The organism is Geodermatophilus sp. SYSU D00742 (assembly GCF_054049935.1).
Genome location: NZ_JBJGYJ010000006.1, coordinates 117,780 through 143,844 on the forward strand (window position 1 = coordinate 117,780; position 26,065 = coordinate 143,844).

Below are 26,065 nucleotides of genomic sequence, written 5' to 3' on the forward strand. Positions count from 1 at the left end.
CGACACACGGGCCCGAGGAGACCGTAGGAGAGGAGGTGGGCGCGCCCCGTGGCACGTCGGCTGGGCGGGTCGGCGCGCCCCGGCCCGCCATCACGGCTCGTCACGAACCGATCACGACACCCCGCCTGACGTCCACGTCCGCGGACGTGCACCCCGCACATCCGCGGACGTGCCCGGTCCTCAGGAGGACAGGTCGAACACCGTGGTGCTGTCGTAGGTCTCGCCCGGGCGCAGCTCCGTGGACGGGAACTGCGGCTGGTTCGGCGAGTCGGGGAAGTGCTGGGTCTCCAGCGCCAGGCCGTCACCCTGGCGGTAGACGGTGCTGCCGGTGCCCACCAGCGTGCCGTCGAGGAAGTTGCCCGAGTAGAACTGCAGGCCCGGCTCGGTCGTGGAGATGGTCAGGGTGCGGCCACTGGCCGGGTCGCGCAGCACGGCCGCCTGCTCGAGGGCGTCCTCGCGGTCCGAGCCCTCGCGGGCGCCGTCGTCCTCGCGGTCCAGGGCCCAGTTGTGGTCGTAGCCCTGCCCGTACAGCAGCTGCTGGTCGTCCTCCCGGATCCGCGCGCCGATCGCGGTGGGCTCGCGGAAGTCGAACGGGGTGCCCTCCACCGCGGCGATCTCGCCGGTCGGGATGAGCGTCGCGTCGACCGGGGTGTAGCCGCTGGCGTCGATCTGCAGCTCGTGGCCGTAGATCGACCCGGAACCCTCCCCCGCCAGGTTCCAGTACGTGTGCTGGGTGAGGTTGACGACGGTCGGCGCGTCGGTGGTGGCCTCGTAGTGGACGGTCAGCCGCGACTCGTCGTCCAAGCTGTAGGTGACGGTCGTGGTGAGGGTGCCGGGGAAGCCCTGGTCGCCGTCGGCGCTGACCAGGCGCAGTCGCAGGGCGGCCACGGCGTCGTCGCCGACGTCGGTGGCCTCCCACACCCGGTCGTCGAAGCCGGTCGGCCCGCCGTGCAGGGTGTTGGGGCCGTCGTTGAGCGGCAGCTGGTAGGTGGTGCCGTCGAGGGTGAAGCTGCCGCCGGCGATGCGGTTGCCGTAGCGGCCGATGAGGGAGCCGAAGTAGGGGTCCTCGTCGCTGACGTAGCCGGCCAGGTCCTGGAAGCCGAGGACGACGTTCTCGACCCGGCCGTCGGCGTCGGGCACCTCCAGCGTCTGGATGACACCGCCGAAGGTGAGCACGCGGACGGTCATGTCCCCGTTGGTGAGCGTCCAGCGCTCCACGGCGGTGCCGTCGGGCGTGGTGCCGAAGGGCTCGACGGACGTGCTGGCACCGCCCCCGCCGGTGGCGCCGGCCGGGGTGGCGGTGAGGCCGCCGGCGACCAGTCCGGCGCCCACGACGGCGACGAGGGCCCTGCGGCGTCGTCCCGGCGGAGTGACGGTGCGCGGCGGGAGGGTGGCGGGCGGGCGTCCAGGCATGGGGACTCCGATGTCCGTGGCGGTCCACCGGCGTCGTCGCGCGGCGGAGGGGGCACCGCGCGAACCTGGAGACGGGGATGTGGGGGCGGTGCCCCGAGAAGCGGTCCGAGGACGATCAGGAACGCTAGGGAGCGCGCCGGAGGGGTGTCAACGCCGCCCCGGGGACGCGAACGGCCGAGCGGGCAGTCGTCGCCGCTGGGTACGGCGTGTCGCGCACGTGTCGCGACCACGACTGCTCGCTCGGCCGTGCGACCCCGTCCGAGTGCCTCACCGCGCGCCTGCGAGCGGGAAGGAGGAGGGGCCCTGTCTCAGGCCTTCGGCTTGCGGTTCTTGGCCTTGCCGCGCTCGTTCTGGTCCAGGATGACCTTGCGGACCCGCACGGCTGCCGGGGTGACCTCGACGCACTCGTCCTCGGCACAGAACTCCAGCGCCTGCTCGAGGTTCAGGATCCGCGGCGGGATGAGCCGCTCGAGCTCCTCAGCGGTCGAGGACCGCATGTTGGTGAGCTTCTTCTCCTTGGTGATGTTGACGTCCATGTCGTCGGGGCGGGAGTTCTCGCCGACGATCATGCCCTCGTAGACCTCGGTGCCCGGGGCGACCATGAGCTGGCCGCGCTCCTGCAGCGAGAACATCGCGTACGACGTCGCCACGCCCTGGCGGTCGGCCACCAGCGAGCCGGTCGGACGGGCGCGCATGTCGCCCAGCCACGGCTCGTAGCCCTCGAGGTTGTGGTTGAGGACGCCGGTGCCGCGGGTCTCGGTGAGGAACTCGGTGCGGAACCCGATGAGGCCGCGCGAGGGGACGACGTACTCCATCCGCGCCCACCCGGTGTCGTGGTGCACCAGGTTCTCCATGCGCCCGCGACGGGACGCCAGCGCCTGGGTCAGGGTGCCGACGTACTCGCCGGGGGTGTCGATGGTGACCCGCTCGACCGGCTCGTGCAGCGTCCCGTCGATCTCCCTGGTGACCACCTGCGGGCGGCCGACGGTGAGCTCGAACTCCTCGCGGCGCAGCTGCTCGACGAGGATGGCCAGCGCCAGCTCGCCGCGGCCCTGCATCTCCCAGGTGTCGGGACGCTCGGTGGGCAGCATGCGCACGGAGACGTTGCCGACCAGCTCCTGGTCGAGGCGGTTCTTGATCAGCCGGGCGGTGAGCTTCTTGCCCGACTTGCCCGAGATCGGCGAGGTGTTGATCCCGATGGTGATCGAGATCGACGGCTCGTCGACGGTCAGCGGCGGCAGCGGACGCGGGTCGTTCGGGTCGGCGAGGGTGTCGCCGATCATGATGTCCTCGATGCCGGCGATGGCGACGAGGTCGCCCGGGCCGGCGCTCTCGGCCTGGGTGCGGGTGAGCCCCTCGGTCACGAGCAGCTCGGTGATCTTGACGTTCTTGACCGACCCGTCGGTGCGGCACCAGGCGACCTGCTGGCCGCGCTTCATCTCACCGGAGTGGATGCGCAGCAGCGCCAGCCGGCCGAGGAACGGGGAGGCGTCGAGGTTGGTGACCTGCGCGCGCAGGGGCTCCTCGGCGTCGTAGGTGGGCGCCGGGATGGTGTCCAGCAGCGTCTTCACCAGCGGCCCGAGGTCGGGGTTGTCGGGGTCGGTACCGTCGGCCGGGCGGTTCAGCGACGCCTTCCCCGCCTTGCCGTTGCAGTAGACGATCGGGAACTCGAGCGCGTCGGTGTCCAGGCCGTTGTCCTCGAGCAGCTCCATGAACAGCTCGTAGGTCTCGTCGACGACCTCGCCGATGCGGGCGTCGGAGCGGTCGGTCTTGTTGACCACGAGGATGACCGGCATCCCCTTGCCCAGCGCCTTGCGCAGGACGAACCGGGTCTGCGGCAGCGGGCCCTCGGAGGAGTCCACGAGCAGGACGACGCCGTCGACCATCGACAGGCCGCGCTCGACCTCGCCGCCGAAGTCGGCGTGGCCGGGGGTGTCGACGATGTTGACGACGACGGGGTTGCCCTTGTCGTCGGCCAGGTGGATGGCGGTGTTCTTCGCGAGGATGGTGATGCCGCGCTCACGCTCGAGGTCCATCGAGTCCATGACGCGGTCCTGCGTGGAGTCGTTGTCCGTCCCCTCGCCCTTGGCGCGCCCGAGGGCGCCCGCCTGGCGGAGGAGGGCGTCGACCAGGGTGGTCTTGCCGTGGTCGACGTGGGCGATGATCGCCACGTTGCGCAGGTCGTCGCGGGTGGGCATGCGGAGAGGCACCTCAGGGAGTTCAGGGGGTCGGCGCGTCCACGCGCCCAGACACCAGGGGTAACGGCCGCCGGCCCGGCGACCTTCCCATGCTAGGCGCTCAGCGCGCCTCGACCTCCGGCCGCGGGCGGTCGGCCACCGCGAACGTCACCCCTGCGGCGGCGATGGTGACCAGACTCACCGCCAGCCAGGCCGCCATCCCGACGCCCAGCGCCAGCACGTGGGCGAGCACGAAGGCGCCGACGTAGAGCGCGCCCAGGCCGAGGGCGACCGCCCAGCCCCGCCGCTGCACCCACAACCACGCCGCCGCGAGCCCGCCGAGGGCGAACACCGCACCGCCGAGGGCGCGGACCCCGGTGCCCTGCGCGATGCCGAAGCCGGCGGCCAGGCCGACGGCGACCAGGACGGCGGACGGGAAGCGGGTCTGCACGCGGGTGAGGGTGGAGGTCGACATGCCGACCAGTGTCCCCCTCCCCTCCCCCGGCCCCGCCCCTCGGTCCGACCCCCTCCGGGACCGGGGATCCTGCCGCAGCGCCGAGCGCGCCGGACCCGGGACACGACGAGGGCCCCGGGCGGGTGCCCGGGGCCCTCGGAGCCGTCCCCCTGGAGCCGCCGCGAGCCCGCGGGCGGCGGGGGTACGGGAAGCCGACTCAGGCGGTGCGGAGCACGGCCTCGATCTCGAGCTCGACGGTGATCTTGTCACCGACGACGACGCCGCCGCCGTCCATCGGCATGTCGATGTCGACGCCGTACTCCTTGCGGGAGATCTCGGTCTTGGCGCTGAAGCCGGCGCGGGTGCCGCCGTAGGCGTCCGGCCCGAAGCCGTTGAGCTCGAGCTCCAGCTCGACCGGCTTGGTGATGCCCTTGATGGTCAGGTCGCCGACGACCGTCCAGTCGGCACCGTCGGTGCGGACCTCGGTCGAGCGGAAGGTCATCTCGGTGTGGTTGCCCACGTCGAAGAAGTCGGCGGAGCGGATGTGCGCGTCGCGCTGCTCCTGACGGGTGTCGATCGAGTCCATGTCGATCCGCGCGGTGACGCTGGACTGCGCCGGGTCCTCGGCGGTGACGATCTCGCCGGAGAACTCGCGGAAGTAGCCGCGGACCTTGCTGACCATCATGTGACGGACGGAGAAGCCGACCGTCGAGTGGCTGGCGTCGATGTCCCAGGTGCCGACGACGTAGCCGGGGATCTGGACGGCGGTGCTGGTCATGGTGTGCCTCCGAGAACTGGTTGAGCGTTTGACCTTCTGCTGGACGCCAGCATAGTTGAGGGGTCATCTATTCCGCCAGTACCCTGGAGGCATGACCGCGCACGTGTCCGTCCCCCCCGTGGACCCGGCTCCCCGGGACGCCGCCCCCGGGTCCGGTCGTCCCGCCGGGGAGCCCCGCTGGCTCGACGCGGACGAGCAGCGGGCCTGGCGCGCGTGGCTGTACAGCTCCCAGCTGCTGCAGGACCGGCTCGACCGGGAGCTCACCCACGCGACCGGCATCTCCCACGCCTACTACGAGATCCTCGTGGCGCTGTCGGAGGCCCCCGAGCGGCGCATGCGGATGAGCGAGCTCGCCGACACCTGCCTGTCCTCCCGCAGCCGGCTCTCCCACGCGGTCTCGCGACTGGAGGAGCGGGGCTGGGTGCGCCGGCAGGTCTGCCCGGAGGACGGGCGTGGCCAGCTCGCCGTCCTCACCGACGAGGGGTTCGCCGCGTTGGAGGCCGCCGCGCCGGTGCACGTCGAGGGTGTGCGCACCCACCTGTTCGACCAGCTCACCCCCGAGCAGGTCGCGGCGATGCGCGACCTCGGCGAGACGCTGCTGCGTCACCTCGGCCCGCGCTGACCCTCCACCCGGGGCGGACGCACGGGTGCTCCTCTCACCCGCGGGGCCGGGCCCGGCGGGTGGGCGTGGCCGTCGTGGGGTCCTCCGGCCAGGGGTGCCGCGGGTACCGGCCGCGCAGCTCGGCGCGGACGGCGGGGTAGCCGGTGACCCAGAAGCCGGCCAGGTCGGCGGTGGTGGCCACCACCCGGTTCGCCGGGGAGAGCAGCTGCAGCCGCAGCGGACGGCCGGCCACCACCGGAGCGGCGGCCCAGCCGAAGACCTCCTGCACCCGGACCGACAGCGTGGGCACCTCGAGATCGGTGTAGTCCACCCGCACCCGCGACCCGGTCGGGACCTCCACCCGCTCGGGCACCAGCTCGTCGAGCCGCCCGGCCAGCTGCCACGGCACCAGCGCCCGCAACGCCTCGGCGACGTCGATCCGGGTCAGGTCGGCGCGGCCGCGGGCGACGGTGAGGGCGGGGGTCCCGGCGAGGGCGGTCCGCAGCGCGTCGTCGTCCACCGCGGGCCAGGGTTCCCCGAGACCGGCGTGCGCGGCGGCCAGCCGTGCGCGCAGCGCCGTCGCGGCCGGCGTCCAGCGGAGCACGGCGAGCCCCTCGCGGCGCAGCCCCTCGGCGAGGGCGGCGGCGACCGCGGCAGGGTCCGGGTCCGGGAGCGGTCGCTCGGCGAGCACGATCGCGCCCAGTCGCTCGACGCGGGCCGCGACCACGCCGCCGTCCCGCCAGGTCACCTCCGGCCCGTCGCTCACGGCACCGATCTCCCGGGCGGTGGCCTCGTCGACCGCCACGGCCGAGCGCACCCGCGCGTCCCGCCGGCCCGGCTGCCGGTCCGCGGCGGCCACCGCCAGCCAGGGCGCCCCGGACAGCGCCGTGCCCGGCGCCAGCTCCGCGCCGGTGCCCGCCGCCAGCAGGTAGGTGCGTCCGGTCCCGGGACGGCGGCGGGCCAGCCACTCCGGGTGGGCGAGGCCCACCACCAGGCCGGCGGCGACGTCGTCGGGCAGACCGGGGTCCCGGGCCGGCGCGACGGCACGGACCAGCCGGGCGGTCTCCTCGCGCCAGCGGGCCGCCGCCCCGCCCCGGCCCCCGCGCAGTCCCCGCCACTCGGCGACCAGGTCGTCGGAGCCGGCCGGGAGGTCCGCCGACAGCAGCGCCACCACCTCCGCGGCGCGGCGGGCACCCACCAGCGGGGCGCCGTCGAGCAGCGCCCGGGCCAGGCGCGGGTGCGCCCCGACGGCGGTGAGCGACCGGCCGCGGGCGGTCACCCGGCCGGCGTCGTCCACCGCGCCGAGGTCGTGCAGCGCGGCCCGGGCGACGGCGAACGCGGCGGCCGGCGGCGGGTCGGGCAGGGCGAGGCCGGTGCCCTCGGGCGCGCCCCAGCAGGCGAGTTCCAGTGCCAGGCCGGTCAGGTCGGCGACGGCGATCTCCGGCTCCGGCGCGGCCGGCAGCCGCGCGTGCTCCGCCTCCGGCCACAGCCGGTACACCCGCCCCGGCCCCTCGCGCCCGGCCCGCCCCGCGCGCTGGACGGCCGCGGAGCGCGACACCCGCACCGTGGCGAGCGCGCCGAGGCCGCGGGACACGTCGAAGCGCGGCACCCGGGCCAGCCCGGCGTCGACGACGGCCCGCACCCCGGGGACGGTCAGGCTCGTCTCGGCGACGTCGGTCGCCAGCACCACGCGCCGCCGGGGGCCGGCGGTCAGCGCGGCGTCCTGGTCGGCGGCGGGCAGCCGGCCGTGGAGGGGCCGGACGTCGGCGTCCACCCCGCCCAGCCGACCGGTGACACCGGCGATCTCGGCGGCGCCGGGCAGGAAGACCAGCACGTCACCGGTGGTCTCGGCCAGCGCCCGCCGGGTGGTGGCGGCGACGGCGTCGAGCAGCCGGGGGTCGACCCGGCTGCCGTGCGGGGGCGCCACCGCCGGCTCGGGCGGGCACCACACCGTCGCGACGTCGTGCAGCGTGCCGGTGGCCTCCACCACCGGCGCCGGGTCCGCGCCGCCCAGCAGGAGGGCCAGCCGGCCGGCCTGCGCGGTCGCCGACATCGCCAGCAGCCGCAGGTCCGGGCGCAGCGCGGCCCGCGCGTCGAGGGTGAAGGCCAGCGCCAGGTCGGTGTCCAGGTGCCGCTCGTGGCACTCGTCGAGGACGACGGCGGCCACGCCGGACAACTCGGGGTCGGCCTGCAGCCGGCGGACCAGGAGCCCGGTGGTGACCACCTCGACGCGGGTGTCCTCGCTGCGCCGGCTGTCGCCGCGGACGCTGTACCCGACCGAGCGGCCCACCGGCTCCCCCAGCAGCGCCGCCATGCGGCGGGCGGCGGCGCGGGTGGCGACCCGGCGCGGCTCGGCCACCAGCACCCGACCCGGCAGCACCCCGGCCAGCGCGAGCGGGACCAGGGTCGTCTTCCCGGTGCCGGGCGGCGCCACCAGCACCGCGCTGCCGGCGCCGGTCAGCGCGGCGTCCAGGACGGGCAGCACCGCGCGGACCGGGAGGTCGGTGCCCGGCGTCCCCGGTGGTGGCAGCACGCCGGCCAGTCTGTCGGAGGGGGAGGAGGCGGGACCGGCGTCCCTCCCGCTCCGCTACGGCCGGAAGTACTTGTCCGGTGTGATCGGCAGGTCACGGACCCGCCGGCCGGTGGCGTGCCAGTAGCCGTTGGCGACGGCGGCCGCGGCGCCGGTGATGCCGATCTCGCCGATCCCCTTGAGCCCGAGCTCGTTGACGTACGGGTCGTCCTCGTCGAGCCAGGAGATGTCGACCTCGCCGATGTCGGCGTTGGTGGCCACGTGGTACTCGGCGAGGTCGTGGTTGGCGTAGTGGCCGAACACCTCGTCCTGCACCGACTCCTCGTGCAGCGCCATCGACAGGCCCATGCAGAAGCCCCCGAGGAACTGGGAGCGGGCCGTCTTGGCGTTGACGATCGTGCCGGCCGCGTACACGCTCGTCGCCCTCGGCACCCGTACCTCGCCGGTGTCGGCGTCGACCCGCACCTCCACGAAGTGCGCGCCGAAGGCGTGCATCGACCGCTCCTCGGCGTGCGGTGACGGGCCGGCGACGCCGCCGTCGACGGTGACCCCGTGCGGCGGCAGCTGGCCGCCGTAGGACTCCTCGAGCCGGCGGCGCAGGTCGCGGGCGGTGAGCACGATCGCCGACCCCCACGAGGCAAGCCCCGTGGAGCCGCCGGCGCCGCCGGCGAAGGGCAGCCGGCTGTCGCCGATCCGCAGCTCGACGTCGCCCAGGCCCACCCCGAGCGCGTCGGCGGCGATCTGCGTCAACGCCGTCCACGCGCCGGTGCCGATGTCCGAGCCGTCGATCTCGACGACGTACCGGCCGCGCCCGTCGACGGAGATGCGGCAGTCGGCCTTGCGCCGCCGGGCGGGGTAGGTCGCCGCGGCGACGCCGGTGCCGACCAGCCACCGCCCGTCGAGGCGGACGCCGGGCCGGGGGTCGCGTCCGGCCCAGCCGAACCGTTCGGCGCCGGTGCGCAGGCACTGCACCAGCGAGCGCGACGACCACGGGACGTGTCGTTCGGGGTCCTCCGGGGGCTCGTTGCGGATGCGCAGCTCGACCGGGTCGATGCCGAGCTCGTGCGCCAGCTCGTCCATCGCCGACTCCAGCGCGTACATGCCTGGGGTCTCCCCCGGCGCCCGCATGATCGTCGGCGGCGGGACGTCGAGCCGGGCCAGCCGGTGCGTCGTCCGCCGGTTCGGGGCGGCGTACAGGACGCGCGTGGGCGTGGCCGTCTGCTCGGCGAACTCGTTGATGCGCGAGGTGTGCTCGACCACCTCGTGGCTGATCGCGGTCAGCCGGCCCTCGGGGTCCGCGCCCAGCCGGACCCGCTGGATGGTCGGCGTCCGGTGGCCGACCAGGCTGAACATCTGCTGCCGGGTCAGTTCCAGGACGACGGTGCGCCCGACGACCCGCGCGGCCATCGCGGCCACCATCTGGTTGGGGTGGGTGAACGCCTTGGCGCCGAAGGCGCCGCCGACGTACGGCGAGACGATCCGCACCTGGTCCCCACCGGAGAGACCGAAGCCGGCGACCAGGTCGTCGACGATGTTGTGCGGGCCCTGGTTCGCGTCCCACATCGTCAGCCGGTCGCCGTCCCAGCGGGCCATCGAGGTGTGCATCTCGATGGGGTTGTTGTGCTGGGTCGGCGTCTCGTACGTCGCGTCGACCGTGACGGCCGCGGCGGCGAGCGCGCCGTCGACGTCGCCGATCACCGAGTCGGTCGCGTAGCCGGCCATGAGCTTCTCCGGCGCGTAGAGGTCCGGCCGGTCCACGGCCAGCCGCACGTCCGGCGGCTCCGCGGCGTACTCGACGTGCACCTCCCCCACCGCCGCCTTCGCGACCTCCGAGGTCTCGGCGACGACCACCGCCACCACCTGCCCCTGGTAGTGCACGTCGAGGGACTGCAGCACCGGGAGGTCGGAGGCGAGGTCGCCGGACAGCCGGGGCGCATTGGCCGGGGTGAGGACGGCGAGCACGCCGGCCATCTCCTCGGCGCGGGTGGGGTCGAGCTGGGTGATGCGGCCCCGGTTCACGGTGCTCTGCACCAGCGCGACGTGCGCGATCGGCTCGCCCGGGTCCTGCTCGTAGGCGTAGGGCGCGGTGCCGCGCACCTTGGCCGGCCCGTCGATGCGGTCGACAGCCGCCCCGACGACGCGGTCGACGGTGGTCATGCGGTGCCTCCGGTGAGGTCGAGCAGGGTGCGGACGACGACGTTGCGTGCCAGTGGCACCTTGTAGCCGTTGTCGGGCAGCGGGGTGGCCGCGGCGAGCTCGGCGTCGGCGGCCGCGGCGAACGACTCCTCGGTGGCCGACCGCCCGCGCAGCGCCTCCTCGGCCGCGGTCGCCCGCCACGGCTTGTGCGCGACCCCGCCGAGGGCCAGCCGCACGTCGGCGACGACGCCGTCCTCCACGCGCAGTGCCGCGGCCACGCTGACCAGTGCGAAGGCGAAGGAGGCCCGGTCGCGCACCTTGCGGTAGCGGCTCGGCATGCCCAGCGCCGGCACGTCGACGGCGGTGATCAGCTCGCCGTGCCGCAGCGTGGTGTCGCGGGAGGCGTCGTCGCCGGGCAGTCGGTGCAGCTCGCCGATGGGGATGCTGCGCGCGCCGTCCGGACCCAGCACCTGGACGACGGCGTCGAGGGCCACCATCGCCACCGCCATGTCCGAGGGCTGGGTGGCCACGCAGGTGCCCGGCCCCTCGAACGTCTGCCCCAGGACGGCGTGGTTGCGGTGCAGGCCGCGCAGGGCGCCGCAGCCGCTGCCGGGGTCGCGCTTGTTGCAGGGCCTGGTGACGTCGGTGAAGTAGCCGCACCGGGTGCGCTGCAGCAGGTTGCCGGCGGTGGTGGCGCGGTTGCGCAGCTGCCCGGAGGCGGCGGCCAGCAGTGCCTGGGCGAGCACCGGGTACCGCTCGCGCACCCGCCGGTCGGCGGCGAGGTCGGCGTTGGGGACGCCGGCGCCGATCCGCAGGCCGCCGCCGGGGGCGTCGGTCACCTCGCGCGAGGTGAGCGTGCGGACGTCGACCAGCACGTCGGGGGTGGCGACCCCGAGCTTCATCAGGTCCACGAGGTTGGTGCCCCCGCCGAGGAAGGCACCCGAGGGCTCGCCGGCCAGCAGGGCGACCGCGGCGGCGGGGTCGGCCGCGGCCTCGTAGCGGAACTCCCTCACCGGCGCACCCCGCTCGTCCGGGCCACGTCGGCCACCGCCGGGACGATGTGCGCGTAGGCGGCGCACCGGCACAGGTTGCCGCTCATGCGCTCGCGGATCTCGGCGTCGGTGAGCTCGGCGTCCCCCGCGGTGAGGTCGGGGGTGACCGCGCTCGGCCAGCCGGCGCGGGCCTCCTCGATCACGCCCGCGGCGGAGCAGACCTGGCCGGGGGTGCAGTAGCCGCACTGGAAGGCGTCGCGCTCGACGAAGGACCGGTGCAGCGGGTGCGGCTCGCCGCCGGCGGCCAGCCCGTCGGAGGTGGTCACCGCGGCGTCGCCCACGGTGACGGCCAGCACCAGGCAGCTGTTCACCCGCCGGCCGTCGAGCAGCACGGTGCACGCGCCGCACTGGCCGTGGTCGCACCCCTTCTTCGGACTGGTGTTGCGCAGCCGTTCGCGCAGGGCGTCCAGCAGCGTGGTGCGGGTGTCGACGGTCAGCGGGTGCGCCGCCCCGTCGACCCGCAGCGTGATCTCGGTGTCCACACCGGCGCTCCTGCCCGGGCACCCGGTGCGACCAAACGGCCGGACCCTCAGGTGACGTCGGCGGGCGGTTCCGGCCAGCGCGGGACGCCGGCGACCGCGCCGTCCCCGAGCGGGGCGGCGAACCGCGGCGGCCGCTTCTGCAGGAAGGAGGCCACCCCCTCGGCGGCGTCCGGACCGGCCCCGAGCTCGATCAGCGCGCGGGACTCGGCGCGGTGGGCGTCCCACGGCGAGGCCGCCCCCAGCATCGACCACAGCAGCTGCCGGCTCGCGGCCACCGCCACCCCGGAGGTGTTGTCGGCGATCTCGCGGGCCAGCCCCAGCGCGGTGGGCAGCAGGTCGGCGTCCGGGACGACGCGGGAGACCAGCCGCCCGCGCAGCGCCTCGGCGGCGTCGAACACCCGGCCGGTGGCCACCCACTCCATCGCCTGGCTGATGCCGACCACCCGCGGGAGGAACCAGGTCGACGCCGCCTCGGGCACGATGCCGCGGCGGGCGAAGACGAACCCGAACCGGGCCGACTCCGCCGCGATCCGGACGTCCATCGGCAGGGTCATGGTGGCGCCGATGCCGACGGCCGGGCCGTTGACCGCGGCGATCACCGGCTTGCGCAGCGCCGCGAAGGGCAGCGATGCGATGCCGCCCCAGTCGCGCGGGACGCCGTCCACCGTGCCTCGGGCCACCGGGTCGGGGCGGCCGCGGTCGGCGAAGGTGCCCTCCCCGCCGCCGAGGTCCGCTCCGGCACAGAACGCCCGCCCGGCGCCGGTCACCACGACCACCCGGACGGCGTCGTCGGCGTCCGCGGCGGCGGCCGCACCGGCCAGCTCCCCCGCCATGACCGCGGTGAACGCGTTCATCCGGTCGGGCCGGTCCAGCGTGATCGTGGCGACCCCGTCGGCGACCTCGTACCGCAGCTGGGTGGCGGTCATCCGAGCCCGCCGGCGACGACGAGGCGCGCGACGGCGTCCAGGTGCTCGGCCGCGTCGCCGAGCAGCAGCCGGTCGACCTTGGCCCGCCGCCAGTACAGGTGGGCGTCGTGCTCCCAGGTGAACCCGATGCCGCCGTGCACCTGGATGCACGTCTCGGCCGCCCGCTCGAGCACCTCGGCCGCGTGCGCCTTGGCCGCCGACGCCGCCAGCGGCAGCTCGTCCGGTGCGCAGTCGGCGGCCCACGCCGCCCACCACACCAGCGACCGCAGCTGGTCCACCCCGACCCAGGCGTCGACCAGCAGGTGCTTGACCGCCTGGTAGGAGCCGATCCGCCGGCCGAACGCCTCCCGCTGCTGCGCGTACCCCACCGCCAGCTGCACCGCGCAGTCGGCGGCACCGAGGTCCTCGGCGGCGAGCACGACGGCGGCGACCCGGCGGGCGCGGACCCACAGCTCGCCGGCCTCCTCGGCCAGCACGCGCCGGGAGGTCAGCCGGACCGAGGCCAGCCCCCGGGTGGCGTCCACCGGCGGGCCGGCCGCGGCCTCGCCCTCCCCGACGACGAGCGCGCCGTCGTCCAGGCCGAGGAACAGCGTCGCGCCGGCGGCGTCGATGGACGGCGCCGAGCCGGTGACCGGGCCGTCGAGGACGGCGAACCGCGCCGACCCGTCGGCCAGCTGCGCGGCCAGCTCGGGGACGTCGGCCAGCAGGACGGCCGCACGAGCTGCGGTGACCAGGGACGGCCCGGCCAGCACCGCGCCGCCCTGCTCGGCGACGACGGCCAGGTCGAGCAGGCTGCCGCCGGCACCACCCGCCGACTCCGGGACGGCGATGCCGAGGAACCCGATCGCCGCCAGCACGTCGTGGCCCGGTTCGAGCGGGCCGCCCTCGAGCGCGGCGCGGGCCGCGGCGGGGGACGCCGATCCGCGGTAGAAGTCGCGGGCGCCGGCGGCGGCGTCGCGCTGGTCGGGGCCGAGGTCGAAGTCCACCGCCGTCACCTCGCGAACGGGTCGGTCTTGTCGCTGCGGGGTTCCGGCGGCAGCCCGAGCACCCGCTCGCCGAGGATGTTGCGCAGCACCTGGTCGGTGCCGCCGGCGATCGCCAGCCCGGGCAGGTACCCCTGGGTGCGTTGCCAGGTGTCGTCGCCGTCGGCGGTCGCGGCGTACACGGCGTCGTCACCCAGCAGCCGGACGCCGGCGTCGGCGACCAGCTTCGCCGCGGCGGTGCCGGCCAGCTTGCCGGCGCCGGCCTCGGGCCCGGGCAGCCCGCCCCGGCTGAGCACGGTGAACCGCCGGTAGCCGGTGTACCGGGTGGCCAGCGCGGCCACCACGGCGCGGCCCACCGCCTGCCGGGCGATCACCTGCCGCTCGGCGTCCAGGCGCGGCAGCCGCTCGCGGGCCAGCGCGGCGAGGGCCTCCACCGGCAGGCCGAGGTCGCTGCCGGCGCCACCGATGGCCACCCGCTCGTTCATCAGCGTGGTCAGCGCGACCCGCCACCCCTCGCCGGGCTCGCCCAGCCGCTCCTCGTCGGGGATGCGGACCTCGTCGAGGAACACCTCGTTGAAGCCGGCCGAGCCGACCATCTGCCGCAGCGGCCGGACGGTCACCCCGGGGGCGTGCATGTCGACCACGAACATGGTCAGGCCGGCGTGCTTGGGCCGGTGCGGGTCGGTGCGGGCCAGCAGGATGCCCAGGTCGGCGACGTGCGCGAGCGTCGTCCAGACCTTCTGGCCGGTGACCACCCACTCGTCGCCGTCCCGGACGGCGGTGGTGCGCAGCGCGGCCAGGTCCGACCCCGACGCCGGCTCGCTGAAAAGCTGGCACCAGACGTCGTCGGCGCGCAGCAGCCGCGGGAGGTGGCGCTGCTTCTGGTCGTCGCTGCCGTGCGCGATGACCGTCGGCCCGCACATGCCCAGGCCGATGTGGTTGACGAGGGTCGGCACCCGCGCGCGGGCCAGCTCCTGCGCGACGATCGCCTGCTGCACCAGCGTGCCGCCCTGCCCGCCGTACGCGCGCGGCCAGGTGATGCCGACCAGGCCGGCCTCCGCGAGGACCCGCTGGGTGCGCCGCAGGCCGGCCTCGTGCGTGCGCGCGTCGACCGCCTCCCCACCGGCGCCGACGTGCAGCAGGTCGGCCGCGCGCTCGTCGAGCACCCGGCGGACCGAGGCGCGGTAGGCCGCCTCGTCAGGGGTGTCGTCGAAGTCCACGAGCGGCGCCTTCCTGCGGTGGGCGGGACGGCGGCAGCGTGACAGCGGTCACCCGGAACGGTCAACGGTGACTGTTCGGCCGCACCGGGCGGACCTACGCTCGCGCGGTGACCGCCGACCCCGTGGCGCCCCGGTCCCGCTCCGCGCGGACCGCGGACAGCCGGGCGCTGATCCTCGACGCGGCGGTCGCCTGCCTGGTCGAGGAGGGCTACGCCGGCGCCTCGACCCTCGCCGTCCAGGCGCGGGCCGGGGTGTCCCGGGGGCGGCTGCTGCACCACTTCCCGTCGCGCGCCGAGCTGCTGGTGGCCGCCGCCGAGCACCTGTCGACCACCGTGCTCGCCGGCGTGCAGGAGCGCGCGGCGGCGCTCATGGCCGACCAGCCGGCCGGCCGCGAGCGCGTGGACCGGGCGATCGACCTCATGTGGGCGACGTTCCAGGAGCCGCCGTTCTGGGCGGCGGTCGAGCTGTGGACGGCGGCGCGCACGGACCCGGAGCTGCGGGCGGCGCTGCGCGACGGCGAGCGGCGGCTGCGGGCGGCGATCCGGGCCGTGGCCGACGGGATCTGGGGCCCCGACCTCGCCGCCGCCGAGCTCTACGCCGAGCTGTGCGAGCTGCTGTTCACCAGCATGCGCGGGGTCGCCGTCGTCTACGCCTTCGAGGACCGCCCGCCGTCCACCGACCCCCACCTGGTGCTCTGGAAGCGGCTGGCCGCCCGGATGCTGTTCACCCTCCCCCGGGCCCCCGACAGTCAGGGTTGACCGCCCTCTCCACCCGCGGCCAGCATGACGCGGGTCACATCCGGGCGCGCGGCAGGAGAGCTCCGTGAGTGTCGAGATCCCCCGGCTGCTGGGCCGCGGCATGACGATGGCCGACCAGCTGGCCCGCTGGGCGCGCAAGACGCCGGACGCACCCGCCCTCCGCTTCGACGGCGCCGGCCGCAGCTACGCCGGGCTCGACGAGCGGGTCACCCGGCTGGCCCGCGCCCTGGCCGACCGCGGCGTCGGCGTCGGCGACCGGGTGGCGGTGCTCGCGCTCAACGGCACGGAGGTGTGGGAGGCCTACCTGGCCGGGGTGCGGCTGGGCGCGGTCGTCGTGCCGGTCAACTTCCGGCTGGTCGCCGACGAGGTCGCCTACGTGCTGACCGACAGCGGGGCGACCGCCCTGGTCGTCGACGCCGCGACGGCGGGGCTCGCGGCCCGGGCCCGCGAGCAGGCGCCCGGGGTGCACACCGTGCTCACCGTCGGGGAGGACTACGAGGCGGCCCTGGCCGCGGCCGGCACGGCACCCCTCGACGTCGAGGTCGACGAGGACGCCGCCGCCTTCATCATGTACACCTCCGGCACCACCGGCCGGCCCAAGGGCGCCGTGCTCACCCACCGCAACCTGCTGCTGCACGCGTTCAGCCAGATCGCGCACCTCGGCGGCGGCCCGAGCGACCGGGTGGGGGTGCCGGGGGCGCCGATGTTCCACATCGCCGGGCTGGCCGGCGGGCTGCCGCTGCTGCTGATGGGCGGCTGTCACGTCATCACCCGCTCGGGCGGCTTCGACCCGGTGGCGACCCTCGACCTCATCGAGCGCGAGCGGGTCACCAGCATCTTCCTGGTGCCGGCCATGTGGGCGGCGGTGTGCGCCGTCCCCGGCATCGCCGAGCGCGACCTGTCCTGCCTGCGCCGCATCTCCTGGGGTGCGGCCCCGGCGTCGACCACGCTGCTGCGCACGATGATCGACACCTTCCCGCAGGCGGAGGTGGTGACCGCGTTCGGGCAGACCGAGTGCAGCCCGGTCACCTGCTTCCTGCGCGGCGAGGACGCCGTCCGCAAGATCGGCTCCATCGGCACCCCGATGGTCAACGTCGAGGTGCGCGTCGTCGACGACGCGATGGACGACGTCCCCCGGGGCGAGGTGGGCGAGATCGTCTACCGCAGCCCGATGGTGATGAAGGAGTACTGGGGGAAGCCGGAGGAGACCGCGGAGGCCTTCGCCGGCGGCTGGTTCCACTCCGGGGACCTGGTCCGGGAGGACGAGGACGGCTACCTCTACGTCGTCGACCGCAAGAAGGACATGATCATCACCGGCGGGGAGAACGTGTACTGCGCCGAGGTCGAGGAGGTGCTGGCCGCGCACCCCGCGGTCGGCGAGGTCGCGCTGATCGGCGTCCCGGACAGCCGCTACGGCGAGGCCCCGCTGGCCGTCGTCGCCCCGCGCGACCCGGCCGACCCGCCCACCCCGGCCGAGCTGACCGCCTGGTGCCGGGAGCGGCTGGCGCACTACAAGAACCCGCGCGAGTACTGCCTCGTCGCCGCGCTGCCCCGCAACCCCAGCGGCAAGGTGCTCAAGACCCGCCTGCGGGAGGAGCACTCGGCCGGCTCGCTGGTCGCCGAACCCGTCGTCTGAAGCAGGACCCCGCCCTCCCCACCCCTCGCACGCTCGGGGCGGTGCCCTGGACGGGGCCAGGAGCCAAGGCGGGGACGCGCTCAGCCCTGCCAGGCCTCGGCGACCTCCGCGACGACGCCCGCGGCCTGTGCCCGCCCGGCGCGCGCCGACCCGGCGCGGGCGGCCGGGTCCAGCACGTTGCGGCCGATCGCGGTGCGGCTGGCCCGGTCCGGCGAGACGACGGCGACGCGGGCCACCATCCCGGTCACCTGGGCGTCGACGCTGGCCATCGGTCCGAGCCCACGCGGGATCGGCGCGAGGACGACGACCCGGTCGTACCCCTCGGCGAGGTCGGCGTTGGCCGCAGAGCGCGTGCCGCCGTCGACGTAGCGGCGCCCGTCGACGGTGACCGGCGGGTAGACGCCGGGCACCGCGCAGCTGGCGGCCACGGCCTGCAGCAGCGGGACGCCGGAGTCCCGGGTGAGCGCGCGGAACTCGCCGGTGTGCGCGTCGACGGCGGTGACGGTGAGCGCGCGGTCGGGCCACTCGGTGCCGACCAGCCGGCTGCCGATGACGTCGAGCCGCTCCTGCTCCGAGGGCGTGAGCCCCGCCTGCTCGGCGGCCAGCGCCAGCGCCCCGACCCGCCGGCGGAACTCGACGTCGTTGCCGCGGCTGCGCAGCACCGCCCAGCCGTACCGGGCCAGCGCGGCGCGGGTCATGCGCGCGACCTTCTCGCCGGTGGGCGGCTCGAGCTGACGGGCGAACAGCGTCTCCAGGTCGGCGCCGCCGGTGACCTGCGCGCCGACCACCGACCCCGCCGAGGTGCCGACGACGAGGTCGGCGCCGGTCAGGTCGACGCCGGCCTCGGCCAGCCCGGCGAGGAGGCCGATCTCCCACGCGATGCCGGTGATCCCGCCGCCGCCGAGCACGAGGGCCGTGCGCTGGTCGCTCATGGCGCCATCCTCACCCACCGTGGGACCTCGACACCCGTTGTGACGTGCGCCACGCTGGGGGGCCCGGAGAGGAAGGTCCCGCATGACCGCCACGCAGGCCCCGCCGACCCCCGCCGCGAACAGCTGGCCGCCCGGCCTGCCGCGCTCGCTGGAGTACCCGTCGGTGCCGGTCGGGTCGATCCTGCGCGCCGCGGTGCGGCGCTGGGGCGACCGGGCGGCGTTCATCGACCACGACGTCCCGCTGACGTTCACCGAGCTCGGCGCCCGGGCGCACGCGGTCGCGAACTGGCTGGCCGACGCGGGCGTGGGCCGCGGCGACGTCGTCGCCGTCCACCTGCCCAACTGCCGCCAGTACCCGGCGGTCTACTACGGCATCCTGCTGGCCGGGGCGACGTTCTCCCCCACCAACCCGCTGCTGCCCGCGGCCGACCTCGCCGCCCAGCTGACCGACGCCGGCGCCCGGGTGCTGGTCACCTGGGACCAGGTGCTGCCGTTCGCCCGGCCGGCGCTGGTCGGCACGCCGGTCGAGACCGTCGTCGTCACCGGCGAGGCGCACACCCTCGACCTCGCCGCCCGGCTCGACGGCCTGGACGACGGCGACGTCGACCTCGCCGACCTGCTCGTCGCCGACCCCACCGACCGGCACCTCGACGCCGGCGTCGACCCGGCCGCCGACCTCGCGCACCTGGCCTACACCGGCGGCACCACCGGCGTGAGCAAGGGCGTGGAGCTGCTGCACCGCAACGTGGTCACCAACGTGCTGCAGGCGGCCTGCTGGACGTCGGGGTCGCTGCCCGAGCTCGACGAGGCCGGCGACGTCACGCTGCGCCAGGTGCTCGGCCCCGACGAGTGCCCGATTCGCCTGGGCCAGGCGCGGATCATCAACCTCACGCCGTGGTTCCACGCGATGGGCGCCATCGGCTACCTCAACGGGCTGGTCATGGCCGGGACGACGACGGTCGTCCACATGCGCTTCGACCCGGTGCGCTACGTCGAGGACGCCGTCCGGCACCGGGTCACCAGCATCGGCGGCGCTCCCCCCGTGTTCGTCGCGCTGCTGCAGGTGCCGGGCATCGCCGAGGCCGACCTGTCGTCGGTGCGCGGGGTCTCCAGCGGGGCCGCACCGCTGCCGACGCCGCTGATCGAGCGGCTGCAGGCGCTGCTGCCCGACGCGGTCATCGGCGAGGGCTACGGCCTCACCGAGGTGACCATGCTGGCCACGGGCAACCCGTCCTTCCGCTCCGGCACCCGCAGGGCCGGCTCGGTCGGGGTGCCGGTGTTCGACACCGAGATCAGCATCCGGCCGCTCGGCGGGGGCGACCCGCTGCCACCGGGCGAGCGCGGCGAGGTGTGCATCCGGGGGCCGCAGGTCATGCGCGGCTACGCGCACCGGCCCGAGGCCACCGCCGAGGCGATCGACCCCAACGGCTGGTTCCACACCGGCGACGTCGGCGTCCTGGACGGCGACGGCTACCTGTCGATCGTCGACCGGACCAAGGACATGCTGCTCTACAAGGGCTACAACGTCTTCCCGCGCGAGCTCGAGGAGATCCTGTTCGGCGTCCCCGGGGTGGCGGGCGCCGCGGTCGTCGGCCGGCCGGACGAGGAGGCCGGGGAGCTGCCGGTGGCCTACGTCGTCCGCCGGGCCGACGACGCCGGTGCCGCGCTGACGGCGGAGTCGGTCATGGCCGCGGTCAACGACCGGGTCACCCCGTACAAGCGGCTGCGTGACGTCGTCTCCATCGAGGCGATCCCGGTGTCGGCGGCGGGCAAGGTGCTCAAGCGGGAGCTCGCCGCGCGGGAACGGGCGGCCGTCACCGACGGCTGACCGCGAGCCGCCGCACCCGCCCACGGCTCACCCCGACGGGTGCGGCGGACGCGCGCCTGCCCGGGCGACTCACCTATCGTCCGTCGGGTGGCCAGCGACACGGGACCGGTGACCGAGCACACCGGCGTGCAGATCGCACACGTCGAGGCGTCCCCGACCCGCCAGGTCGTCCAGCGGATGATCGCGGCGACGTTCGTGCTGCTGCTCACCGTGGCGATCGTCTACGTGGAGCGGAACGACTACCGCGACGCCATCGACGGCAGGGTGGACCTGCTCGACGCCTTCTACTACACGACGGTCACCCTCTCCACGACCGGCTACGGCGACATCACGCCCGTCAGCGACACCGCCCGGCTGGTGAACGTCGCGGTCATCACACCCCTGCGTGTCATCTTCCTGATCATCCTCATCGGGACCACCCTCGAGGCGCTCACGGCGCGCACGCGCGAGGAGTTCCGCATCCGTCGCTGGAGGTCTCGCGTGCGCCAGCACGTCATCGTGTGCGGCTACGGCACCAAGGGCCGCAGCGCGATCCGCTCGCTGCAGGCCAACGGCACCCCGCTGGAACAGATCGTGGTCGTCGACCCGGAGCCGCGGGCCATCGACGAGGCCAACTCCGTGGGCCTCACGGGCATCGTCGGCGACGCCGGTCGCACCGAGGTGCTCCGGAGAGCCTCGGTGGAGCGGGCGCGCGCGGTGATCGTCGCGGCGAACCGGGACGACGCCTCGGTGCTCATCACGCTCACGGTCCGCCAGCTCAACCCCAGCGTGCCGATCACCACGTCGGTGCGCGAGGAGGAGAACGCCAACCTGCTGCGGCAGTCCGGCGCGGACACGGTCATCACCACCTCGGCCACCTCGGGGCGGCTGCTCGGGCTGTCCACCGACGCCCCGCGCGTGGTGGCCGTGGTCGAGGACCTCGTCACCGGTGGCCAGGGGCTGGACCTCCAGCAGCGTCGGGTCACCGCCGGCGAGGTCGGGCTCGGGCCCCGGCAGCTGCGCGATGTCGTGCTGTCGGTGACCCGCGGCGGCCGGACGCTGCGTTTCGACGACCCGCTGATCGGCACCCTCCAGGCCGACGACGTGCTCGTCGTCGTCAAGGCACACACCAACCCGGGAAAGCAGCCGATCGGCGGCCAGGCCGCCACGGTCTGAGAGGCCCCCCTGCAGGGTCCCGCCGCGAGCCTGCGAGTGGCGGGGGGCAGGGGTCCTCTCTTACCCGATGGTCAGCACCCAGGTGTGGGTGGGCTCGTCCCGCCCGCGCAGCTCCACCACCGCACCGGGCGCCCAGTGCACCGCCTCCTCCGGGCCGGCGGTCCGCACCACGCTGTCGCTGACCACGGCCCGGCCGGGGTGGTCCTTGGCCAGGTCGGTCAGCCGGGCCGCCTCGTTGACCGGGTCGCCGATGACCGTGTACTCCAGCCGGCTGGCCGCCCCCACCTGACCGGCCCACACCCGTCCGCAGGACACCCCGACGCCGACGTCCACCTCCCCGGCCGCGGCGACGGCGGCGCAGATGCGGCGGGCCGCCCGCAGCGCCGCGCCCGCCGGGTCGGGGTGCTCGGCCGGTGCGCCGAAGACGCACAGCGCGGCGTCGCCCTCGAACTTGTTCACCAGGCCGCCCTCGTCCTCGACGGTGGCGACGACGACGGCGAAGAAGCGGTTGAGCAGGCCCACCATCTCCTCGGGCCCGGTGCGGCGCACCAGCCCCGTCGAGCCGGCGATGTCGACGAAGAGCGCGGCCACCGTGCGCACCTCACCGCCGAGGGAGACACCGGTGTCCAGGGCGCGCTCGGCGACCGTCGTCCCCACGTGCCGGCCGAACAGGTCCCGCAGTCGCTCCCGCTCGGCGAGCCCGTCGACCATGGCGTTCACCCCCACCTGCAGCAGCCCGATCTCCCCGGCGTCGTCCACCGGGACGCGCACGCCGTGGTCCCCCCGCCCCACCCGCTGCACGGCGTGGCGCAGCACCCGCAGCGGCGTGCCGACCGAGCGGCCGGCCTGGTTGGTCGTGTACAGCCCGAGCACCAGGGCGACGAGGACGAGGAACACCAGCGCGTCCTCGCGCGGGCCCTCGGGGTTGCTGGGGTCGAGGAACAGCAGCGTCAACCCCATGAGCGGGACGCCGCTGGTCAGCGCCCAGGTGAGCAGCAACCGCGGCCGCACACCGAGCACCAGGGCGCCGGCCGGTGGGTGGGTCGCCAGGGCCCGGGCGGTGAGCCCGCGGGCCAGGCGGAGCGTGAGCAGGTAGCTGTGCCCGGCCGCCGCCACCCCGCCGAGCAGCGCGGCCAGCGCCACCCGCAGCCCCACCAGCGACAGGTGCGAGGCGATGGCGCCGACGACGCCCACGACGATGCCGCCGGCCAGCCAGCCGAGCCCGACGGCGAGCGCGACGTCGGCCGGCAGCCGCAGCGCCTGGGCCGCCTCCTCCGGGGTGGGCGAGCGGCCGGCACGCAGCCAGGCCACGGTCAGCCGCTGGCGGCGCAGCACGGCGAGGACCCCGAGCGGCAGGGCCACCACGAGGTAGCCGACCGCGCTGAGCACGATGGCCGTGCGGCCGGCCGGGTCGCGCGCGCCGGCGGAGAGGCCCCACAGCAGCAGCGACACGACGGCCAGGCCGACGAGGTTGGCGGCCAGGACGTGCAGGACGATGTACGGCACCGCGCGGCGGCCGCGCGGGGCGAACTCCAGCGCGGCGTCCACCCGCCGCAGGGCGGCCCCGCTCACGGTCCCCCCGGCGCGCCGACGCGGCCGCCGGTCACCACTGGGCCCGGCGGGCGGTCTCGGTCACCTGTGCCACGTCCGCCGTCGCGCGCGCGGGCTCGTCGGGCCACTGCTCCACCTGGGCCGTCGCCCAGTCGGCCCACTCGGCCACCAGCCGGTAGAAGTCGGTGAGGAAGCGGCCCACCAGCAGGTGCTCGGCCGACCGCTCGGGGAAGGACCCGTCGCCGGTCGCGGACGCCTCGGCCGCGGCCCGGTCGGCCACGTTGCGCTCCTCGGCCCAGCGGCGGGCGGCCGCGAGCGTGGCGAGGGCGTCCGCCGTCGTCCCGTGCTCGGCGAAGGCCAGCTTCAGCAGCTGCTCGAACTCCAGCACCGGACCGTTGCCGGGCTCCCGGTGCCAGGCGGCGAGGGCATCGCGACCCGCCGGGGTGATCGCGTACACGGTCCGGGAGCGCTGGCCGACCGCCTCCGACCGGGCCGTGGCCAGACCGTGGGCGACGAGCTTCTTCGGCTCCTCGTAGAGCTTGCTCTGCGCGCGAGGCCACATCCGCCCGACGCTGCGGTCCATCTGCCGGGTCAGCTCGTAGGTGCTCCACGACGGTCGCACGGCGAGCAGGCTGAGGATGGCGTACGAGGTCGTGGTCAGCGCACCGGCGCTTGACATGTTCCTCCCTAGGGGAGTAAGCCCTCCGTCATGCTCCCCAAGGGAGCAGACTAGCCGCCGAGAAGGTGAGCGCGATGACGGAGACCCCACTCCGGATCGACCCCGGGAACGTCGACCAGGCCCGCGCCTGGGACGGCAGCGAGGGCGCGTACTGGGCCGCCCACGCCGACCGCTACGACGACGCCGTGCGCGCCCACCACGCGGCGTTCATGGCCGCGGCGGGCATCGCCCCCTCCGCCGAGGTGCTCGACGTCGGCTGCGGCACCGGGCGCACGACGCTGGACGCCGCGCGGGTGGCCGTCGACGGGCACGCGCACGGGATCGACCTGTCCGCCCCCATGCTCGAGGTGGCCCGTGCCCGGGCGCGGGCGGGGGGACTGACCAACGTCACCTTCACCCGGGCCGACGCCCAGGTGCACCCCCTCCCGCCGGCCACCTATGACGTGGCGGTGTGCCGCTGCGCGGCGATGTTCTTCGCCGACCCCGTGGTCGGGTTGCGCAACGTCGCGGGCGCGCTGCGCCCCGGCGGTCGGCTGGTGCTGCTCACCTGGCAGCCCGCCGCCCGCAACGAGTGGATCACGGCGTTCACGACCGCCCTCGCCGCGGGCCGGGAGGTGCCCGTGCCGCCCGCGGACCGTCCGGGCCCGTTCGCGCTCGGCGACCCGGACCGGATCCGCGGCGTCCTCGCGGCCGCCGGGTTCGGGCCCGCGGAGGTCACACCGCTGGAGGCGCCGGCGTACTTCGGCCGGGACGCCGGGGACGCCGAGTCGTTCCTGCTGGGGCAGCTCGGCTGGATGATCGAGAAACTGGACGCCGCGGGCCGGGAGCGGGCGCTCGGGGCGCTGCGGGCGTCGCTCACCGCGCACGAGACGCCGGACGGCGTCGCCTACGGGTCGGCCGCCTGGCTGGTGGTGGCCCACCGGGCCGGGTGAGCCGGCGGATCAGGCCAGGACGGCGTCTGCCTCCTGGGCCTGCAGCACGAGGTCCGCCGCGGTCGTGAGCCAGCCCGCGACCAGCAGCAGCGGCCACGGCCGCTCGTCGTCCAGGGACGCCGTCCCCGCGCTCAGCCCCGCCTGCGCCACCGCCCGGCACGCTGTGTTCCTCATGCACGTGGGATCGGAACGGCGGGTGGCGAGATACAGCTGCGACACGCGGACGTCACCCGGACGGGGCGGGTGGCGGCACCTCCGTGACCGCCAGCCGCTCCGCCAGGGCCGCCAGGGCGCCTCTGATCCTCGAGCCGGAGGGGTCGTCGTCGAGGGCGGACGCGGCCTGCTGGCCGAGTCGGAGGTGCCGCCGGGCCGCAGCCAGGTCACCGAGCCTGTGGTGGTCCTCGGCCAGGTCGAGGTGCAGGGCCGGGTAGAACGCGGTCACCTCGCCGGTGGCCGCCGCCGCGGCGACCCGTGCCTCGGTGACGGACTCCGCGGCGGCCAGGGCGCGGAGGTCCCAGGCGAGCTCCTCGCGCGGGTCGTCCTGCACGTCGGCCATGTGGTGGGCCAGCGTGCACTGGTGCAGCGGATCGCCGCCGGCGTAGACCTCCGCCCAGATCTCGGCGAAGGCCGCGCGCGCCTCGGCCCGCCGGCCCTGCTGGCCCAGCGTGATCGCCGCCCCGATGCGCGCCATGGTCTCGTCGGCCCCGGGCTGCGCGCCGCCGTCCTCCGTGGTCGATGCCATGGCCGGACCGTAGGAGCCGGGTACGACAGCAGCGGCGCCCCCGTTGACCGGCCTCCCCCGCCGCGCGCAGCATCGGACGGTGCTGCTCCTCCGCCACCGCGACGTCGAGGCGCTCCTCGACGTCGCCGAGCTGGTCGACGCGCTGGCCACGGCCATGGTCGAGCTCTCCGCCGGCCGGGCATCGGTCCCCCCGCGGGTGGCCGCCCGCGTGCCCGAGCACGACGCCGTCCTGGCCGCCATGCCCGGCTACAGCCCCGCGCTGCGGGCACTGACGGTCAAGGTGCTGTCCGTCTTCCCCCGCAACCAGGCGCACGAGGCGCCGACGCACCAGGCGGTGGTCGTGCTCCTCGACCCGGAGACCGGAGCACCCCGGGCCCTCATGGACGGCACCGCGATCACCGCCGCGCGGACGGCCGCCTGCTCCGCGCTGTCGATCCGGCTCCTCGCCCGGCCCGAGGCGTCGGTCCTGGCGGTCCTCGGCACCGGCGTCCAGGCCCGCGCCCACGCGCTCGCCGCCGGCGCCGTCCGCGACCTCGAGGACGTCCGCATCGCCGGCCGCCACCCCGAGCGCGCCGCGGCCCTGGCCGACGACCTGCAGCGGCAGGGGGTGCCGGCGCGGGCCGTGGCGACGTGGGAGGAGGCGACGCGGGGCGCCGCCGTCGTCTGCGCCACGACCGCGGCGGAGGAGCCGGTGGTCCGGCGCGAGTGGCTGGACGACGGCGTGCACGTCACCTCGGTCGGCTACACCGCCACCGGCCGCGAGGTGGACGACGACACCGTGGCCGACGCGCTGGTCGTGGTCGAGGACCGGCACACCGCCTTCACGGCCTACCCGGTGGGCACCAACGACCTCACCGAGCCCCTCGCGCGCGGGCTGATCGCCCCCGACGAGACCGCCGAGCTCGGCGAGCTGGTCGAGGGACGGCGCCCCGGGCGGACGTCCCCCGGCCAGCTCACCCTCTACAAGTCGGTGGGCGTCGCCGTCCAGGACACGGCCGCGGCGGCGCTGGTCTACGCCGCCGCCTGCCGTCGGGGCGTCGGGCACCGCATCACGCTCTGAGCGGGGCCCCGGCGCGCCGGTCTGCCGCGCGGCGCCGGCC

23 protein-coding genes are annotated in these 26,065 nt (G+C 75.7%); 7 read left to right on the forward strand and 16 right to left on the reverse strand.

Annotated elements, in window-relative coordinates; all coding sequences use genetic code 11:
* Positions 1-180: 180 nt before the first annotated feature.
* From ACI78V_RS06335 to ACI78V_RS06350, 4 genes are all read right to left on the reverse strand, one after another.
* Positions 181-1,413, reverse strand: a complete 1,233-nt coding sequence (locus ACI78V_RS06335; RefSeq protein WP_456849984.1) for an aldose epimerase family protein — start codon at positions 1,411-1,413, stop codon at positions 181-183.
* Positions 1,414-1,721: 308 nt separating this feature from the next.
* Entirely contained in the window at positions 1,722-3,611 is a 1,890-nt protein-coding gene (typA, locus tag ACI78V_RS06340) for a translational GTPase TypA (protein WP_456849985.1), read from the reverse strand.
* A gap of 100 nt (positions 3,612-3,711) precedes the next feature.
* Complete coding sequence (locus ACI78V_RS06345; RefSeq protein ID WP_456849986.1) at positions 3,712-4,065, reverse strand: hypothetical protein; 354 nt, start codon at positions 4,063-4,065, stop codon at positions 3,712-3,714.
* Between the two features lie 196 nt (positions 4,066-4,261).
* Positions 4,262-4,822, reverse strand: coding sequence for a YceI family protein (locus ACI78V_RS06350; protein WP_456849987.1), 561 nt, complete (start codon positions 4,820-4,822; stop codon positions 4,262-4,264).
* Between the two features lie 91 nt (positions 4,823-4,913).
* Between ACI78V_RS06350 and ACI78V_RS06355 the strand changes: the two genes are divergently transcribed.
* Positions 4,914-5,444 (forward strand): MarR family winged helix-turn-helix transcriptional regulator, encoded by a 531-nt coding sequence (locus tag ACI78V_RS06355; protein WP_456849988.1) that lies wholly within the window; start codon positions 4,914-4,916, stop codon positions 5,442-5,444.
* A gap of 34 nt (positions 5,445-5,478) precedes the next feature.
* On the opposite strand, the gene hrpB is transcribed toward ACI78V_RS06355, so the two are convergent.
* Genes hrpB through ACI78V_RS06390 form a run of 7 tightly spaced genes read right to left on the reverse strand, consistent with a single transcriptional unit; the run spans position 5,479 to position 14,752 of the window.
* Positions 5,479-7,956, reverse strand: coding sequence for an ATP-dependent helicase HrpB (gene hrpB, locus ACI78V_RS06360; protein ID WP_456849989.1), 2,478 nt, complete (start codon positions 7,954-7,956; stop codon positions 5,479-5,481).
* Positions 7,957-8,010: 54 nt separating this feature from the next.
* Entirely contained in the window at positions 8,011-10,110 is a 2,100-nt protein-coding gene (locus ACI78V_RS06365; protein WP_456849990.1) for a xanthine dehydrogenase family protein molybdopterin-binding subunit, read from the reverse strand.
* Positions 10,107-11,102, reverse strand: a complete 996-nt coding sequence (locus ACI78V_RS06370; RefSeq protein WP_456849991.1) for an FAD binding domain-containing protein — start codon at positions 11,100-11,102, stop codon at positions 10,107-10,109. Before ACI78V_RS06370 ends, ACI78V_RS06365 begins: the two co-directional genes overlap by 4 nt.
* Positions 11,099-11,623 carry a 2Fe-2S iron-sulfur cluster-binding protein gene (locus tag ACI78V_RS06375; protein WP_456849992.1) on the reverse strand — a complete coding sequence of 175 codons (525 nt, stop codon included), beginning with the start codon at positions 11,621-11,623 and terminating at the stop codon, positions 11,099-11,101. The genes ACI78V_RS06370 and ACI78V_RS06375 overlap by 4 nt, the downstream gene beginning before the upstream one ends.
* Positions 11,624-11,670: 47 nt before the next feature.
* A complete protein-coding gene (locus ACI78V_RS06380) occupies positions 11,671-12,549 on the reverse strand; it encodes an enoyl-CoA hydratase-related protein (protein WP_456849993.1) in 879 nt (292 codons plus the stop codon).
* Positions 12,546-13,535, reverse strand: a complete 990-nt coding sequence (locus tag ACI78V_RS06385) for an acyl-CoA dehydrogenase family protein (protein ID WP_456849994.1) — start codon at positions 13,533-13,535, stop codon at positions 12,546-12,548. Before ACI78V_RS06385 ends, ACI78V_RS06380 begins: the two co-directional genes overlap by 4 nt.
* Positions 13,536-13,540: 5 nt before the next feature.
* The gene (locus ACI78V_RS06390) at positions 13,541-14,752 is read right to left on the reverse strand and encodes an acyl-CoA dehydrogenase family protein (RefSeq protein WP_456849995.1); all 1,212 of its coding nucleotides are present in this window, start codon (positions 14,750-14,752) and stop codon (positions 13,541-13,543) included.
* 107 nt (positions 14,753-14,859) lie between these two features.
* Here ACI78V_RS06390 and ACI78V_RS06395 point away from each other — a divergent pair, with 107 nt between their 5' ends.
* Together ACI78V_RS06395 and ACI78V_RS06400 are read left to right on the forward strand one after the other, a co-directional pair.
* Positions 14,860-15,510, forward strand: a complete 651-nt coding sequence (locus ACI78V_RS06395; protein ID WP_456849996.1) for a TetR/AcrR family transcriptional regulator — start codon at positions 14,860-14,862, stop codon at positions 15,508-15,510.
* Between the two features lie 64 nt (positions 15,511-15,574).
* A complete protein-coding gene (locus tag ACI78V_RS06400) occupies positions 15,575-17,146 on the forward strand; it encodes a long-chain-fatty-acid--CoA ligase (protein ID WP_456849997.1) in 1,572 nt (523 codons plus the stop codon).
* Positions 17,147-17,226: 80 nt separating this feature from the next.
* Here the strand turns inward: ACI78V_RS06400 and ACI78V_RS06405 are convergent, their stop codons facing one another.
* Complete coding sequence (locus ACI78V_RS06405) at positions 17,227-18,078, reverse strand: patatin-like phospholipase family protein (RefSeq protein ID WP_456849998.1); 852 nt, start codon at positions 18,076-18,078, stop codon at positions 17,227-17,229.
* An 82-nt stretch (positions 18,079-18,160) separates the two neighbouring features.
* Between ACI78V_RS06405 and ACI78V_RS06410 the strand changes: the two genes are divergently transcribed.
* Both ACI78V_RS06410 and ACI78V_RS06415 read left to right on the forward strand, forming a co-directional pair.
* On the forward strand, positions 18,161-19,906 hold the full coding sequence (locus tag ACI78V_RS06410; RefSeq protein WP_456849999.1) for a class I adenylate-forming enzyme family protein: 1,746 nt from the start codon (positions 18,161-18,163) through the stop codon (positions 19,904-19,906).
* Between the two features lie 87 nt (positions 19,907-19,993).
* Positions 19,994-21,061, forward strand: a complete 1,068-nt coding sequence (locus tag ACI78V_RS06415) for a potassium channel family protein (protein ID WP_456850000.1) — start codon at positions 19,994-19,996, stop codon at positions 21,059-21,061.
* A 60-nt stretch (positions 21,062-21,121) separates the two neighbouring features.
* Here the strand turns inward: ACI78V_RS06415 and ACI78V_RS06420 are convergent, their stop codons facing one another.
* The gene (locus ACI78V_RS06420) at positions 21,122-22,633 is read right to left on the reverse strand and encodes an adenylate/guanylate cyclase domain-containing protein (RefSeq protein WP_456850001.1); all 1,512 of its coding nucleotides are present in this window, start codon (positions 22,631-22,633) and stop codon (positions 21,122-21,124) included.
* A 31-nt stretch (positions 22,634-22,664) separates the two neighbouring features.
* Entirely contained in the window at positions 22,665-23,291 is a 627-nt protein-coding gene (locus tag ACI78V_RS06425; protein WP_456850002.1) for a PadR family transcriptional regulator, read from the reverse strand.
* Positions 23,292-23,365: 74 nt separating this feature from the next.
* Between ACI78V_RS06425 and ACI78V_RS06430 the strand changes: the two genes are divergently transcribed.
* Positions 23,366-24,223 carry a class I SAM-dependent methyltransferase gene (locus ACI78V_RS06430; RefSeq protein WP_456850003.1) on the forward strand — a complete coding sequence of 286 codons (858 nt, stop codon included), beginning with the start codon at positions 23,366-23,368 and terminating at the stop codon, positions 24,221-24,223.
* Positions 24,224-24,232: 9 nt separating this feature from the next.
* Here ACI78V_RS06430 and ACI78V_RS06435 read toward each other — a convergent pair whose 3' ends face one another.
* Both ACI78V_RS06435 and ACI78V_RS06440 read right to left on the reverse strand, forming a co-directional pair.
* Positions 24,233-24,397 carry a hypothetical protein gene (locus ACI78V_RS06435; protein WP_456850004.1) on the reverse strand — a complete coding sequence of 55 codons (165 nt, stop codon included), beginning with the start codon at positions 24,395-24,397 and terminating at the stop codon, positions 24,233-24,235.
* 52 nt (positions 24,398-24,449) lie between these two features.
* Positions 24,450-24,965 (reverse strand): hypothetical protein, encoded by a 516-nt coding sequence (locus tag ACI78V_RS06440; RefSeq protein WP_456850005.1) that lies wholly within the window; start codon positions 24,963-24,965, stop codon positions 24,450-24,452.
* Between the two features lie 79 nt (positions 24,966-25,044).
* Here ACI78V_RS06440 and ACI78V_RS06445 point away from each other — a divergent pair, with 79 nt between their 5' ends.
* Positions 25,045-26,025, forward strand: coding sequence for an ornithine cyclodeaminase family protein (locus tag ACI78V_RS06445; RefSeq protein WP_456850006.1), 981 nt, complete (start codon positions 25,045-25,047; stop codon positions 26,023-26,025).
* Positions 26,026-26,065: the final 40 nt, after the last annotated feature.